This is a genomic window from Streptomyces sp. NPDC002779, from assembly GCF_042888685.1.
Taxonomy (GTDB): Bacteria; Actinomycetota; Actinomycetes; order Streptomycetales; family Streptomycetaceae; genus Streptomyces.
In genome coordinates, this window is sequence record NZ_JBIAQC010000015.1 from 132,030 (window position 1) to 146,045 (window position 14,016).

The following is a 14,016-nucleotide window of genomic DNA, read 5'->3' on the forward strand; positions in this document are numbered from 1 at the left end:
GGCGGGCAGGCCCAGCAACTCCGTGACGGCCTGCGACAGTTGCTCCAGGGCCGTGGCACCCGGGCTCGCGTCGGGGGAGAACAGCCTGATGATCGGCATGTCAGCGCCCCCCGCCCAGCGGCTTGACGCCGATGACCATGCAGGTGCGCACGGGGATGTAGAACTCCTCGCCGTCCTGCCGGATGCCGAGCGCCTCCCGGTGTTCCGCCGGGGCCTCGGCCAGCCGCCTGCGGATCGCGGCCTCGGCCTCGGCGCCGGAGGAGGCGATCTCGCACCAGCGCTTCACCGGCACCCCGGTGCGGCTCTCCGCCTGACGGCCGCGGGCGACCGGCACGTTGAGCCCGGCGCCCTGGAGGAAGCCGACCCATTCGTCGAGGGTGTAGCTGCGCTGGTGGGTGGGGTCGTGCAGGATCTCCAACTCGTGGTTGAGCGCGTCGATCACGGGGTCCTCGTGGCCCTCCAGATCGATCACCGCCAGCCGCCCGCCCGGCCGCAGCAGCCGGGTCATCTCCCCGACCGCCTTCGGCATGTCCTGGAAGTGGTGCGGGGCGAGCCGGGACACCACCAGGTCGAACGAGGCGTCCGGGAAGGGCAGTTCCTCGGCGGCGGCCTGCGCCGTCTCCACCGTCACCTGCCGCTCGGCGGCCAGCTTGCGGAACGACTCCAGCATCGACGGCGCCGGGTCGACGCCGACCAGCCGGGCCGGGTACTCATCGGCGAAGGACAGGGCGAGGTGGCCCGCACCGCAGGCCACGTCGCAGATCGCGCTGCCGGTCTGCGGCCCGAGTGTCTCGTGCAGCGCCTCCATCGTGGGGCTCGACCGGTGCACCTCGCTGGTGGCGAAGTTGTCGGCGATCTTGTCGAACCGCCGGCTGGAGACCGTCTCACTCGCGGGCATCTCGTTCCCTTTCCTGTCGTGCTGTGAGCTGACGTGACGTCATGAGGTGATGCCCACCAGGGAGGTGAGCGTCGGCAGCGGGTCCCGGGCCGGGCCCGGACCGCACGGGTGCAGGGTGTGACCGAGTCCGTCCAGGACGTGGACCCGGACCGCGGGTGAGTGGGTGCCGATCAGATGACGGGCGGACCAGTCGGCGTACAGGGCCGGCTCGAACACCGCGGGCGGCAGCGTGTCGTCCGACTCGTCGGCGAGATAGCCGACCAGGTCGAAACTGCCGTAGACCAGCTCGATCAGGGGGACGCGGGAGGTCAGGAAGGCGTCCGTCTCCACCACCGTGCCGATCAGGACGACCCGGTCGGCGCGGGACGGTGAGCCGCACTCCAGCAGCCTGAGCAGCGCCTGGCCGCCGAGCGAGAAGCCCACCAGGGACAGCGGGCCGGTCATCAGGTGCCGGTAGCCGTCCAGCAGCCGCCTCAGGCGCCCGGCACGGATGCGCTCGTCGGCCGCCGAGGCGGGGATGTTGCGGTCGCGGGCGGGCATGTCGCACTGCAACACCTGGGCGCCGGAGGCGACCAGACGGATCGTCAGCCGCTCCAGCAGCTCGTCGTCGCGTCCCTCGCCGTCGAGGTGCGAGACGCTGCCGGGGCCGGCGAGCAGCACCGTCGCGTTCGGCGGTCCGGCCGGGAACGACCGCCGGGCACGGTAGGCCGTCCCGTCCGGATCGCGGCGCCACTGCAGGTGGCGGTGGACACGCACGGTCTCACCTCCGGCAGACTGCTTCGGCGAAGGAGCCGATGCGCTGGTGGAAGTAGACACTGATGATCTCCTCGTGCAGGGCCTCGCCGTCCAGCGTGGGCACGACGCTCTCCGCGGCCCCCGGCACCGGCTCCACGAGCCCGCGCTGAAGGAGCTCGGTGAACACCCCGGCGAACGGCTCGTCGTGGAACAGCTCGATGCCGAACCGGCGCCGGAAACGCGCCGCGTCGATGGGCTGGTTCGCCTTGAACGCGAACCCGAGGACCATCCCGATCGACTCCGCGCCGGCCAGCCTGCGCCCGAACGCCAGCGGCAGGCCGGGGCCGTTCTGCAGATGCCGGGCGTAGCCGCTGATGTCCGCGATGTTGTGGGTCTGGACGACCGTGTCGTCGTCGCCGGTGAGCCAGCCGTAGGCGCCGGGGCCGTAGGCGATCATCGAGTCGTGGCGCTGCCACTTGTTGCGCGAGACCCGCGGGATGTTGCCGTCCGGGTAGATGCCGGGCCGGTTCCACCAGCCGCACGGGCTCGGGTGGTAGCCGCCGTCGAGCAGCAGCTCCACGATGGCCTCGCGCATCTCGTACGTCTCGTCGAGGCCGGGGAAGGCATGCTCCTCGCGCAGCCGGTCGCGGACGCTCTCCACGTTCCACAGCGCCCGGTTGCCGATCCCCATCTTCGCCCGGTCCGCGTTGCGCAGCCGGTAGATGGTGATGGTCGGGGCATCGAGGTCGATCAGCGTGCGGATGTCGTGGGCGACCTTCTCGGGCGTCTGATGGGGCAGCCCGAACATCATGTCGACGTTGAACGGCCGCCCGGTCGCCCGGAGTTTCTCGATCGCGCGCAGCGACATCTCCGCGTCGTGGCCCCGCCCGGCGAAGGCGTTGACCTCGCTCTGCAGCGACTGCACGCCCACGCTGAACCGGTTGAAGCCGATCGCGCAGGCCTCGGCCAGCTCGTCGTGCAGGAAGTTGTCGGGGTTGCCCTCGAGCGAGATCTCACAGTCGTCGGTCAGCGCGTAGTCGGCCCGCATGTGCTCGACCAGCCGCGCCAACTGCTCGGTGCCCAGCAGGGAGGCGGTGCCGCCACCCAGGTAGACCGACTCGATCCGGGCCCCGGAGAGCCAGGGCGCGTGCGCCAGCCGCCGCTCGGACTCCTCCAGCAGCAGGTCGGTCCAGAGCCGGGAGGCGTGTTCGCCCTCCGCGCCGCCGGGCATCTTGCGCTTGACGTAGTTGCAGAAGTGGCAGATGTACGCACACAGCGGCACATGGAAGTACAGGTGCGCGGGCCGGCCGGCGCCCGGATGGGCGCGCAGGGCGTCGGCGACTTCGTCGGGGTCGAGCCGGTCGCCGTAGTTGGCCGTCACGTTGATGTTGTAGTCGTCCTGGCCGATCCTGAGGGCCGGGTTCTCCTGGAGCAGCCGCGCGAGTCCTGTGCCGGGGCGCACGGCGGTGGTGCCGGCTGAAGCAGTTGTGCTCATCGCGACCTCGTCTCCTGTCCGGGCTGGGCCCACAGGGCCTGGGCCCCGCTCGTCGGTCACGCCGCGCATGACGTTCGCGCGGCCCTTCCCGGCCCGTCCCTCACGGGCCGGGAAGGCCGTGCAGCGCTCGTCCCCGGTTCCGGTCCCTCGACGGTTCCAGGGGTCCCTCGAGCGCTCTTCCGCGAGCCCGTCCCTCTACGAGCCCGGGGGGTCCTGCTGCGCTCCGGTCCGTCTCGCCACTGCGGTGGGTCAGACCTCGACCTCGATGACCGTGGCCTCGGTGATGTTGGTGGCCTCCACCAGGAGCGTCTCGTTGGGCGCGGTGGCCGAGGCGGCCCCGACGGCGCTGAGCGTCACGCCCTCCTGGCCGGGCTCGAGGTGGATGCGGATGACCTTCTTCTCTTCGGGCATGTCCGTGTTCCCTTCGATGAGGGGCGGCAGCGGTCGCGCCGCCCGCGGACGGGGCCCGCTCACGACATCGGGAGCGGGGTCGGTGGGCCCGGCGAGGCCGCCGGGCGCGGTCGGCACGCGGCCGGTGCGGCCGCGGCTAACGCGGGGTGAGAGTCAGGCGTACGTCGCGTCGCTTGCGCTCCCGCCAGTAGCGGCCGGCGCGCAGCATGAACTCCTGGAGGTATTCGGTGGCACCGCACCCCTTCGGGTCACCGGTGAGGTTGCGGGCCAGCGGCGGGCACCGGAACTGGCACCAGAGGTCCTCCGCGGCCACCGGGCAGCTCCCGCACACGGTGTGGTCGCTGAACCGGATGTCACGGAAGGCGTCGAAGCCGGTCTCCCAGATGTCGGCGAAGGACCGCTCGGCGAGGTTCCCGGCCCGGTGCAGCTGTCCCGACATGCAGTTGCTGCACGGGTAGACGTCGCCGCGGCTGTTGACGTAGACGACCGAGCGGCCGCACTTCTCCTGGCCGACGGCGCGTTCCAGGCGCTGGCAGAACTGGATGGTGTCCACCCCGCGGATCTCGTCCGCGGCGCGCCCGCCGGGTGCCGTGCCGGCGGTGCCCTCCGGCTCGATGTCGGGCCCGCTGGAGTACCGCTCCATGCACCGCCGGTAGACCTCGAAGACCTCGTCGACGTCCTCGGGGCGCAACAGCATGTCGGGGTGGAGCAGGGCGCGGCCCACGGGGTGGGTCTCCAGCCACTGCGGCCGGGGGTAGCCCCGCTCCGCGCACCACTCGAAGATCTCCTCGGCGTCCTGGATGTTGTTGCGGTGGACGGAGATCGCGGTACGGAAGACATGGCCGTGCCGGCGCATCATCTCGAAGGCGTTCTGGAGCTTGGGAAAGTCCATCCGACCGCGCACGGTGCGCTCGGGGTCGGCGGTGTCGAAGCTGATGAAGAACGACTGGCCCGGCGGGATCGCCGCGAGCCGCTCCTCGGTGATGAGCAGGCCGTTGGTGAAGATCTGGGTGCTGAACGGCTTGGTGCGGGCGTACCGGATGATCTCCACGGCGTCCCGGTGGGAGAAGATCTCACCCCCCGTCAGGAAGACCTGGAGCACGCCCAGTTCGGCGAACTCGTCGAGCAGGGCCTTGATGCGCGGGGTGGACATCTCGTCGGGGCGCTTGAGCGCGGAGTCCGCGTAACAGTGCTTGCAGCGCAGGTTGCACAGATTCGTGGTCTCCACGAACGCGATGGCTGGGGCGGACAGATGGAACCGGTCCAGGGTCACCAGCGGATCGCTGAGCGTGTGGGTCATCAACTCCTCGGCCGAAACCGGCCGTCCGGCGTTGTGACGCAGGATCAGCGGACGCGCCGAGTCGGCGAGAAACTCCACATGACCGTTGGGCAGCAGGGCGACCAGTCCACCCTCGTTCACCTGGAATGGAATCTTCCGCACGGGTCCCCGCCTCCCGGAAGGCCAAAGTCAACATCCGTTGAACTCATGACCTGATGAACTCTACGGAGCATGAATAAGCTTTGGCAAGAGGTTTCCGGGTGGCTGGTTTCCGCGCGCCGGTGGTGCCGGTGGCATGGTCGGTGCGAGGCTGAGCGTATGAACATCCCTTTCCTGGGCGGCCGGCGCAGACGGCGCGGCCCCGCCTTCGGCGTCGCGGTGTTCTCCGACGGCGACGACACGCACGAGGGCATCGCCGACCTGCTCGCCGAGTGCGATCTGCTCCGCTCCCAGGCGGCCCGGGAGGGGGTCCGGCTCGACGACTCCGCGGCCTCGCTGGAGGCCCTGGACCAGCTGCTCCCGGGCTGGCGGGACGACGAGGAGGTGCTGGCCTGGCTGGGCAACGACGCGGGGCTCTACCTCGGCACGGTCATCGTGCGGACGGTCCCGGGCGCGCGCTGGGAGATCTGGTCCAACGGCCAGCCGGTCGTACGGCTCTCCTCGGGGCGCGAGTTCGATGTCGTCGCCTCCGGGCACGAATGGGCCGCCAGCGGTGCGCCCGAGCTGTCGCAGCTCTACGCGGAGGTCGCGGAGGCGTGAAGCCCTGGCCCGAGCCGCGGCTTAAATACGGCTAATGCCCGAAAAGTGCGTGTCGTCCTCTAACTCCCCTATTGTCTGGGTAGGTTGCGGCAACCACGACACAGCTGAGAGTGAGTAGGGCTGGGCATGGTTCTCGATCCGTTGATCGATCTGCGTGACGTCGGCCCGGCACCTGCCGCGCGCCGAGCCTCCACTACGATGGGCGGTTCGTCCCCGTAGCGGTCACCGTGGCCGGGGCGCTGCCTAGTGGGATCCCCCTACGGCCCCTCGACCACAGGGGGCGGCAGTCACAGAGCCATACCCGCCCGGCGGCAGCCGGAGATCACTGCTCGCGCAACGGGACCGACACGTACGACGGGTCGTTCGCCGGTGAGGAGAAGGTCAGCTGCGCGCCGGTCGGGTTGTGCTCGGCGTAGAGCGGGTCGACCGTGTCGACGACCAGGGCCAGCCGGTGCCCCGCCGGGACGTCGTAGGCCGTGGAGAACAGCTCCAGATCGACGCCGAACGGCTGGTGGGGCGCACGCCCGTGGAAGGTGTACGGCGCGCTGCTGACCAGCTTCCCCAGGCCGAGCGGGCCCACGTCGTACAGGTGGGCGATGAGGGTGCCGCTCTCCGCGGTCGGGGTGAGGGTGGTGTGCAGCCGGGCCGTGCCGCGCACCTGCTGGGCCGTTGCGTACGTCCCCGACTGCCACACGGCCGCCCAGCGGCGGGGGAGCAGCGGGATGGAGGCCATCGGCGGCACCTGGGCGATCTGGTCGAGCAGGCCGGAGAGCAGGACGAGCCCGCCGTCCGCACCGGAGTTGACGTTCGTACGGATCGTGGTGGAACCCGCGAGGGCGATCTTCCGGTCCGTCGCGCCGACCGACTTCCAATCCGGGTAGCCCTCGTAGCCGCCCTGGGAACGGGACTTGAGCCGGACCGGCTGTTCGCGGTCGATGCCGTTGTCCTCGCCCTTGAGGTGGTGGTCGAACCAGCGTTCGGTGTCGGTCCAGACGTCGTTGGGCAGGCCGAGCAGCCCGGTCAGTTCGGCGGTGGCGTGGTCGCCGGGGCGGAACTGCAGCCGCTTGGGGCCGGTGAGCTTCTCGTAGAAGTCCGCGTACTGGTTGGGCGGGAAGACCGAGTCGCCCCAGGCGTTGGCGAGCAGCACGGCCGGGGCGTGGTCGTTGAGCCGGTCCAGATACGTCGTGGCCGAGCGCTTCTTCCCCCAGGCCAGCATCATGTCCTCCTTGCTCAGGTCGGAGGACTGGAAGGCGGTGAAGATCTCTCTGAGTTCGGCGCTCTGCCGGCCGGTGACCAGGCTCGCGCCGTCCAGCAGCGCGGCGGCCTGGGTGTGCTGGGTGCGCCCCGAGTAGATCGAGCCGATCAGGTCCGCCCAGCCGCTGAGGGCCGCGACCGCTCTGACCCGCTCGTCGTGCGCGGCGGTGAGCAGGCTGATGCCCGCCCCGTACGACACCCCGCCCATGCCGATCCGCTCCGCGTCGGCGGGGGTGTGGGCGAGCGCCCAGTCGATCACCCGGGAGGCGTCGGCCACGTCGGGCGGGCCCGCCACTTCTATCTCGCCACCGGACTGCCAGAAGCCGCGGACGTTGTAACCGACCACGACGTACCCCGAGTCGGCGAGCTTGCGGGCCTGGGCGAGGTACTCGACCTGGGGCATGCCCCAGCTCGTGGGGAACACCAGCAGCGGGTAGCGGCGCGTGCCGTCGGCGCCGGCCGGGGTGATGACGTTCGCCTTGAGCGTCGTCCCGCCGTCGCCGGTGATGTCGACGAAGCGGAGCCCGCCCGTGGCGGCGGACGCGACCGGGCCGATGCCGGCGATCAGGGTCGCCGAGACGATGCCCGCGGCGGTGGTGCGCAGAGCCGTGCGAGATCCCACAGGTCACTCCTCACTCGTGTCAGTGCAAAGTGACCCGACGGTAACCTCGGGCTCTTACCGTGGGTAACCCGTCGGTAAGTTACGTGGGAGTAACGATTGCCGGTGAGTGAACGATCTCAGGAAGCGCGGTGCGAGTTGCGCGCGACCGCCGCTGTCGGCAGCGGCGACTGCGCCTCCCGGGTCACGTCCGCCACCAACTCCACCACATCGGGGCCGTACGCCTGCGAGTTGACGACCTTCAGCAGCAGCACGAAGGAGTGGTTGCCGTGTCTGCGGGACAGCCGTTCGTGGTTGCGGGCCAGATAGCGGGTCGCGGCCTGGTTGGTGATCGCCCGCTGTCCGCAGAAGAGGAACACCGGACGCGAGCCCGCGCCCTGGCCCGCGGTGAGCCGGGCCAGGATGACGTACTCGCCCCGGCCCGGATCCATCCGGTAGCGCTCGCTGCCGATCTGGAAGGCACCCCGGTCCGGTCCCGGCTCGGCGTCCACATTGACCCGTATGCCGGGCAGCAGGGACGCGAGATGGGCGGTCATCCGGCGGTTGGAGGCCGGTCCGCCGACGCAGAACTCGGTGCGCTCACCGAAGCCCTGCTGAGCCGCGTCGTGCGCGACGACCTGGGCGTGCGCGTTGCAGTCCTTGATCAGCGCGGCCAGTTCGAGCAGCGCGAACACATCGTGGCGCATCACGGTGAGTTCGGGCCCGCCCGCCTCACGGTTCACCACGAGCAGCGACTCGGAGTTGTCGGGCAGCCCGAAGAAGGCCTGCTTGCGGCGGAGCTTGCGCTTGTACAAGTAGGTGCGGGCCACCCAGCCGAGGGCGGCGCTGAGGCCGGCCGCGACCACACCCAGGACGATGTTGCGCAGGTCGTCATTCATGGGCGCGCATGCTAGCCGGTGCTCCTGACGGGGGCATGTCCATCCATTAGGCTGCGCGAACGGTCCCTGACTGGAGGTGCGGATGCGTCTTTCCGTCGCACACAAGCTGTCGGTCCTCGCGGTCTCGGCCGCCGTGGTGTCGGTGGGGGCGGCGCCGCCCGCCGCTTCCGGCCCGGCCGTCGAGAAGGTCCCCGTCGCCGTCGGCCACGGTGGTGCCGTCGCGAGCGTCGACGCGGACGCCTCCGCCGCCGGGATCGAGGTCTTGAGAAAGGGCGGCAACGCCGTCGACGCGGCCGTCGCCACCGCCGCCGCGCTCGGGGTCACCGAGCCCTACTCCGCGGGCATCGGCGGAGGCGGCTACTTCGTCTACTACGACGCCAAGTCCCGTACGGTACGCACGATCGACGGCCGTGAGACCGCCCCCTCCAGCGCGGACTCGGGGCTGTTCCTGGAGAACGGAACGGCGATCCCCTTTGCCGAGGCCGTCAGCAGTGGACTGAGCGTCGGCACGCCCGGCACGCCCGCCACCTGGCGCCGGGCGCTGGACACGTGGGGGAGCAAGAGCCTCGGCACGCTGCTGAAGCCCGCCGAGCGGCTAGCCCGGGACGGCTTCACCGTCGACGCGACCTTCCGCGCGCAGACCGCCGCCAACGAGACCCGGTTCCGCTACTTCCCGGACACCGCCGAGCTGTTCCTGCCGGGCGGCGAGCTGCCGGTGGTCGGGTCCACCTTCAAGAACCCCGATCTCGCCCGCACCTACGCCGAACTGGCGCGGAAGGGAACCGGCGCGCTCTACCGCGGCGACCTCGCCGAGGACATCGTCGACACGGTCAACCACCCGCCCGTCGACCCCGCCTCCGGCTGGAACGCCCGCCCCGGCGACCTCACCGCCCGGGACCTCGCCACCTACCGCACCAAGTCCCAGGCGCCCACGAAGAGTTCCTACCGGGGCCTGGACGTCTACTCCATGGCGCCCTCCTCCTCCGGCGGCACGACCGTCGCCGAGGCCCTCAACATCCTGGAGCGCACGGACCTTTCGAAGGCGAGCGAGGCCCAGTACCTGCACCGCTCCATCGAGGCCGGCCGGATCGCGTTCGCGGACCGCGGGCGCTGGGTCGGCGACCCCGCCTTCGAGGACGTACCGACGAGGGAACTGCTCTCCCAGCGGTACGCCGACTCACGGGAGTGCCTGATCAAGGACGACGCGGTGCTGACCAGCCCGCTCGCCCCGGGCGACCCGCGCCGTCCGGCACCCTGCGCCGCGGGCGGCACCGCGGCCCCCACCACCTACGAGGGCGACAGCACCACCCATCTCACGGTCGCCGACAAGTGGGGCAACGTCGTCTCGTACACGCTCACCATCGAGCAGACCGGCGGCAGCGGCATCACGGTGCCCGGCCGGGGCTTCCTGCTCAACAACGAGCTGACGGACTTCTCCTTCACCCCCGCCAACCCGGCCGTCCACGACCCCAACCTGCCGGGACCGGGCAAGCGCCCGCGCTCCTCCATGGCCCCGACCATCGTCCTCGACCAGCACGACAAGCCCGTCGTGGCCCTCGGCTCACCCGGCGGCGCCACCATCATCACCACCGTGCTCCAGACCCTCACCGGCCACCTCGACCGGGGCCTGCCGTTCGTCGACGCCATCGCCGCGCCCCGGGCCAGCCAGCGCAACCAGACGACCACCGAGCTCGAACCCGGGCTGTACAACAGCCCGTTGCGGGCGGAGCTGGAGTCGATCGGGCACGGCTTCCGGCTCAATCCCGAGATCGGCGCGGCCACCGGCGTACAGCGGCTGCCGGGCGGCAAGTGGCTCGCCGCCGCCGAGAAGGTACGCCGGGGCGGCGGCTCCGCGATGGTCGTGCACCCGGTGCCGTAGTCACAGCTCGGGGGCGGGTGCCGCGTCCCGCGCCACCGCGCGGAAGGCGAGGCGTCCGTCCTCGACGTCCACCGTCACCCGGCCGCCCCCGGCGACCCGGTTGTCCAGCAGCAGCCGCGACAGCTGGTTGTCGACCTCGCGCTGGATGGTGCGGCGCAGCGGACGGGCACCGTACTCGGGCTGATAGCCGCGCGCGGCCAGCCAGTCGACGGCGGGCGCGGTGAACTCGACCGCGACGTCCTGCGCCTGCATGAGCCTGCGCGTCCGGTCCAGCAGCAGATTGGTGATCCGCCGCAGCTGGTCCGGGTCGAGCTGCCGGAACACCACGATCTCGTCGATGCGGTTGAGGAACTCGGGCCGGAAGTGGTCGCGCAGCGGCCGCAGGATCCGCTCCCGCCGCGCCTCCTCGTCCGCCTCCTCACCGCCCGCGCCGAAGCCGACCCCCACGCCGCGCCGGGTGATCGCCTCCGAGCCGAGGTTGCTGGTCATGACGATGACGGTGTTGGTGAAGTCCACCGTGCGGCCCTGCGAGTCGGTCAGCCGCCCGTCGTCCAGCACCTGGAGCAGGATGTTGAAGACGTCCGGGTGCGCCTTCTCCACCTCGTCGAGCAGCAGCAGGGAGTACGGGTGCCTGCGCACCACCTCGGTGAGCTGTCCCGCTTCCTCATGGCCGACGTAGCCGGGCGGGGCGCCCACCAGGCGGCTGACGGTGTGCCGCTCCTGGTACTCGCTCATGTCCAGCCGGACCATGCGCTCCTCGCTGCCGAACAGCGCCTCCGCCAGCGCCTGGGCCAGTTCGGTCTTGCCGACGCCGGTCGGCCCGAGGAAGAGGAAGCTGCCGATCGGCCGGTCCGGACTGGCGAGCCCGGCCCGCGAACGCAGCACCGCCTCGGAGACCACCCGCACGGCCTCGTCCTGGCCCACCACCCGCTCGTGCAGATGCTGTTCCAGCCCCAGCAGGCGGTCCTTCTCCTCCTCGGTCAGGCTGGCCACCGGGATGCCGGTCAGCCGTGACACGACCTCCGCGACGGCCTCGGCGGTCACTTCCAGGTTCTGTCCCTCGTCGGCCGCGCCGCTGCCGTCGGCGTCCGCGATCCGCTGCTTCAACTCCACGATCCGGTCCCGTAGTTGCGTGGCCAGCTCGTACTGCTCGTCCGCGACCGCCTGGTCCTTGTCCCGGGCCAGCTGCTCGACCTCGCGCTCCATGGCCCGTACGTCCGTGCCCTTGGTGCGCGCCCGCAGCCGTACCCGGGCACCGGCCTGGTCGATCAGGTCGATCGCCTTGTCCGGCAGCCGGCGGTCGGTGAGGTACCGGTCGGACAGCTCCACGGCGGCCACCAGCGCCTCGTCGCTGTAGCGGACCTGGTGGTGGGCCTCGTAGCGGTCCCTGAGGCCGCGCAGGATCTCGATGGCGTCCGCCGCGGTCGGCTCGGGCACCAGGATCGGCTGGAAGCGCCGGGAGAGCGCCGCGTCCTTCTCGATCCGCCGGTACTCCTCCAGCGTGGTGGCGCCCACGACGTGCAACTCCCCGCGGGCCAGAGCCGGTTTGAGGATGTTCCCCGCGTCCAGCGAACCGCCCTCGCCGCCGCCCCCGGCGCCGACCACGGTGTGCAGCTCGTCGATGAAGACGATCAGCCGGTCGGAGTGGGCGCGGATCTCGCCCACGATGTTGGTCATGCGCTCCTCGAAGTCACCGCGGTAACGGGTGCCCGCGACGACCCCCGTCAGGTCCAGCGCGACCACGCGCCGCCCGCTGAGCACGTCCGGGACGTCCCCGTCCGCGATCCGCTGCGCCAGCCCCTCCACCACGGCGGTCTTGCCGACACCCGCGTCGCCGATCAGCACCGGGTTGTTCTTGCCGCGCCGGGAGAGCACCTCGATGGTCTGCTCGATCTCCTCGTCCCGTCCGATCACCGGGTCGATCCGGCCCTGCCGGGCCAGTTCGGTCAGATCGCGGCCGTACTTGTCCAGGGTGGGCGTGTCCGCGGCCCGGGGCCGCTCGGGCCGCGGCGCGGTGTCCGGCACCTCGGGCGGCAGGCCGCCGGCGGGGCTGAAGCGCGCCGAGCTCAGGATGTGCCCGGCGGCGGAGTCCGGGTTCGCGGCGAGGGCGCTGAGTACGTGCTCCGGGCCGATGTAGCCGGTGCCGCGGGCCCGGGCCAGGTCGTGCGCGTCGAGCAGGGCGCGCTTGGCGGCCGGGGTGAGCGACAGCGACGTCGGCGGGGGGACCTCGCCCGGCGGGTGCTGGACCGGGCCCGAGCGCTCGTCGATCTCCGTGGCCAGCGAGTCCGGGTCGGCCCCGGCCCGGCTGAGCAGGGTGCGCGTGGGCTCCGCGGAGAGCGCGGCGCGGAGCAGATGCTGGGTGTCCAGGTCCCGGCTGCCGTGTTCGGCGGCGTACTGGGCGGCGCCGCGGACGAGTTCCCGGGCCGGCTGGCTGAGCAGCTGGCCGATGTTGATCTGGCGGGGGCCGGGGCGGGGGCCGCCGAAGAATCGGGCCAGGAATTCGCCGAAGGGGTCGCCGTAGCCCTCCGGTCCGTTGAAGCCGTTGGTCATCGGTTCCGTACCTTCGTTGACGACGTACCGGAGTCGGGTAACCCGGACATGGTGCGCTTATGTCAGGTTGGCACGGATATGGGCGGTGGGCATGTGCAGGGCGCCCGCGGACGGGGGTCTGCCTAACCCCGATCGGTCAGGATCCGGGGGCCGCTGTCCGTGATCGCCACCGTGTGTTCCGTGTGGGCCGCCCTCGATCCGTCGTTCGTCTTGAGGGTCCAGCCGTCCGGGGCCTCGTGGTATCCGTCCGTGCCGCCCGCGATCAGCATCGGCTCGATCGCCAGCACCATGCCGTGGCGCAAGGGCAGGCCCCGGTGGGGGCGGCCCTCGTTGGGGACCGAGGGGTCCTCGTGCATCTGGCGGCCGATTCCGTGGCCGCCGAAGCCGTCCGGGATGCCGTAGCCGGCCGCGCGGCAGACCGTGCCGACGGCATGGGCGATGTCGCCGATGCGGTTGCCGACCACGGCCGCCTCGATACCGGCCGCCAGGGCGCGCTCGGCGGTGTCGATCAGGCGCAGGTCCGCCGGGCGCGGCCGGCCCACGGTGAAGCTGATCGCCGAGTCACCGGCCCAGCCGCCGAGCTTCGCGCCGCAGTCGATGGAGACCAGGTCGCCGTCGCGCAGGCGGTAGGCGGTCGGGATGCCGTGCACGATCGCGTCGTTCACCGAGGCGCAGATGACCGCGGGGAAGGGCGTCGGGGCGAAGGAGGGGCGGTAGCCGAGGAAGGGGGACGACGCCCCCGCCTCACGGAGGACGGCATGCGCCACCTCATCCAGCTCCAGCAGGGAAACGCCCACGTCAGCGGCTTCTCGTACGGCTGTCAGGGCGCGGGCGACGACCTGGCCGGCCTCGTGCATGGCATCGATCGATGTGTCCGTCTTCAGTTCCACCATGCCAATTACTATACCGGTATTAGTATGGGGGCATGGTCCGTAACCCCTTGACCCCCGAAGAGCGCGAGCGCGGTGAGCGGCTCGGGCGGCTGCTCCGCGAGGCCCGCGGTGGCCGCAGCATGGCGGAGGTCGCGGCGAGCGCCGGTCTCTCCGCCGAGACTCTCCGCAAGATCGAGACCGGCCGGGCCCCGACTCCGGCCTTCTTCACGGTGGCCGCACTGGCGCGAGTGCTCGGCCTCTCCATGGACGAGCTGGCGGGGCTGTGCGCACCGGTCGCTTCCTAATGCTGTTGTCAAGCTGCCGTAGTCGCTGGGGGTGTCACTTCGTAACACCGTCGGTCACGGATCAGAGCCCACAGGACGTTGA

12 protein-coding genes are annotated in these 14,016 nt (G+C 71.3%); 3 read left to right on the forward strand and 9 right to left on the reverse strand.

All coding sequences use genetic code 11. From position 1 onward, the window contains the following. Positions 1–100 precede the first annotated feature (100 nt). The 5 genes from ACFYW5_RS31825 to ACFYW5_RS31845 all read right to left on the reverse strand — a co-directional run bounded on the left by ACFYW5_RS31825 (position 101) and on the right by ACFYW5_RS31845 (position 4,980). On the reverse strand, positions 101–898 hold the full coding sequence (locus ACFYW5_RS31825) for a class I SAM-dependent methyltransferase (protein WP_389420587.1): 798 nt from the start codon (positions 896–898) through the stop codon (positions 101–103). A 39-nt stretch (positions 899–937) separates the two neighbouring features. Beyond that, the gene (locus tag ACFYW5_RS31830; protein WP_389420588.1) at positions 938–1,654 is read right to left on the reverse strand and encodes a hypothetical protein; all 717 of its coding nucleotides are present in this window, start codon (positions 1,652–1,654) and stop codon (positions 938–940) included. A gap of 4 nt (positions 1,655–1,658) precedes the next feature. Next, positions 1,659–3,128: a coproporphyrinogen-III oxidase family protein gene (locus ACFYW5_RS31835; RefSeq protein WP_389420589.1), complete on the reverse strand. Its 1,470-nt coding sequence runs from the start codon at positions 3,126–3,128 to the stop codon at positions 1,659–1,661. A gap of 249 nt (positions 3,129–3,377) precedes the next feature. Then, positions 3,378–3,539: a hypothetical protein gene (locus ACFYW5_RS31840; RefSeq protein ID WP_250079159.1), complete on the reverse strand. Its 162-nt coding sequence runs from the start codon at positions 3,537–3,539 to the stop codon at positions 3,378–3,380. Between the two features lie 136 nt (positions 3,540–3,675). Next, on the reverse strand, positions 3,676–4,980 hold the full coding sequence (locus tag ACFYW5_RS31845; protein WP_389420590.1) for a radical SAM/SPASM domain-containing protein: 1,305 nt from the start codon (positions 4,978–4,980) through the stop codon (positions 3,676–3,678). A gap of 156 nt (positions 4,981–5,136) precedes the next feature. On the opposite strand from ACFYW5_RS31845, the gene ACFYW5_RS31850 reads away from it, so the two are divergent. Beyond that, complete coding sequence (locus ACFYW5_RS31850) at positions 5,137–5,577, forward strand: DUF6278 family protein (RefSeq protein WP_389420591.1); 441 nt, start codon at positions 5,137–5,139, stop codon at positions 5,575–5,577. A 322-nt stretch (positions 5,578–5,899) separates the two neighbouring features. Here the strand turns inward: ACFYW5_RS31850 and ACFYW5_RS31855 are convergent, their stop codons facing one another. Continuing rightward, a complete protein-coding gene (locus ACFYW5_RS31855) occupies positions 5,900–7,453 on the reverse strand; it encodes a CocE/NonD family hydrolase (RefSeq protein WP_389420592.1) in 1,554 nt (517 codons plus the stop codon). 116 nt (positions 7,454–7,569) lie between these two features. Further along, positions 7,570–8,328, reverse strand: a complete 759-nt coding sequence (locus tag ACFYW5_RS31860; RefSeq protein ID WP_389420593.1) for a hypothetical protein — start codon at positions 8,326–8,328, stop codon at positions 7,570–7,572. Between the two features lie 82 nt (positions 8,329–8,410). Here ACFYW5_RS31860 and ggt point away from each other — a divergent pair, with 82 nt between their 5' ends. Beyond that, on the forward strand, positions 8,411–10,207 hold the full coding sequence (gene ggt / locus ACFYW5_RS31865) for a gamma-glutamyltransferase (protein WP_389420594.1): 1,797 nt from the start codon (positions 8,411–8,413) through the stop codon (positions 10,205–10,207). On the opposite strand, the gene ACFYW5_RS31870 is transcribed toward ggt, so the two are convergent. Beyond that, positions 10,208–12,757, reverse strand: coding sequence for an ATP-dependent Clp protease ATP-binding subunit (locus ACFYW5_RS31870; RefSeq protein ID WP_389420595.1), 2,550 nt, complete (start codon positions 12,755–12,757; stop codon positions 10,208–10,210). 122 nt (positions 12,758–12,879) lie between these two features. Then, positions 12,880–13,650, reverse strand: a complete 771-nt coding sequence (gene map, locus ACFYW5_RS31875; protein ID WP_389420596.1) for a type I methionyl aminopeptidase — start codon at positions 13,648–13,650, stop codon at positions 12,880–12,882. 32 nt (positions 13,651–13,682) lie between these two features. On the opposite strand from map, the gene ACFYW5_RS31880 reads away from it, so the two are divergent. Beyond that, on the forward strand, positions 13,683–13,934 hold the full coding sequence (locus ACFYW5_RS31880) for a helix-turn-helix domain-containing protein (protein ID WP_389420597.1): 252 nt from the start codon (positions 13,683–13,685) through the stop codon (positions 13,932–13,934). The last annotated feature ends 82 nt before the right edge of the window (positions 13,935–14,016 follow it).

Excerpts from the sequence above, each read along its gene's own strand:
- ACFYW5_RS31825 (WP_389420587.1), bottom strand. The coding sequence starts at position 898 with ATGCCCGCGAGTGAGACGGTCTCCAGCCGGCGGTTCGACAAGATCGCC.
- ACFYW5_RS31835 (WP_389420589.1), bottom strand. The coding sequence starts at position 3,128 with ATGAGCACAACTGCTTCAGCCGGCACCACCGCCGTGCGCCCCGGCACA.
- ACFYW5_RS31840 (WP_250079159.1), bottom strand. The coding sequence starts at position 3,539 with ATGCCCGAAGAGAAGAAGGTCATCCGCATCCACCTCGAGCCCGGCCAG.
- ACFYW5_RS31850 (WP_389420591.1), top strand. The coding sequence starts at position 5,137 with ATGAACATCCCTTTCCTGGGCGGCCGGCGCAGACGGCGCGGCCCCGCC.
- ACFYW5_RS31860 (WP_389420593.1), bottom strand. The coding sequence starts at position 8,328 with ATGAATGACGACCTGCGCAACATCGTCCTGGGTGTGGTCGCGGCCGGC.
- ggt (WP_389420594.1), top strand. The coding sequence starts at position 8,411 with ATGCGTCTTTCCGTCGCACACAAGCTGTCGGTCCTCGCGGTCTCGGCC.
- ACFYW5_RS31870 (WP_389420595.1), bottom strand. The coding sequence starts at position 12,757 with ATGACCAACGGCTTCAACGGACCGGAGGGCTACGGCGACCCCTTCGGC.
- map (WP_389420596.1), bottom strand. The coding sequence starts at position 13,650 with ATGGTGGAACTGAAGACGGACACATCGATCGATGCCATGCACGAGGCC.
- ACFYW5_RS31880 (WP_389420597.1), top strand. The coding sequence starts at position 13,683 with ATGGTCCGTAACCCCTTGACCCCCGAAGAGCGCGAGCGCGGTGAGCGG.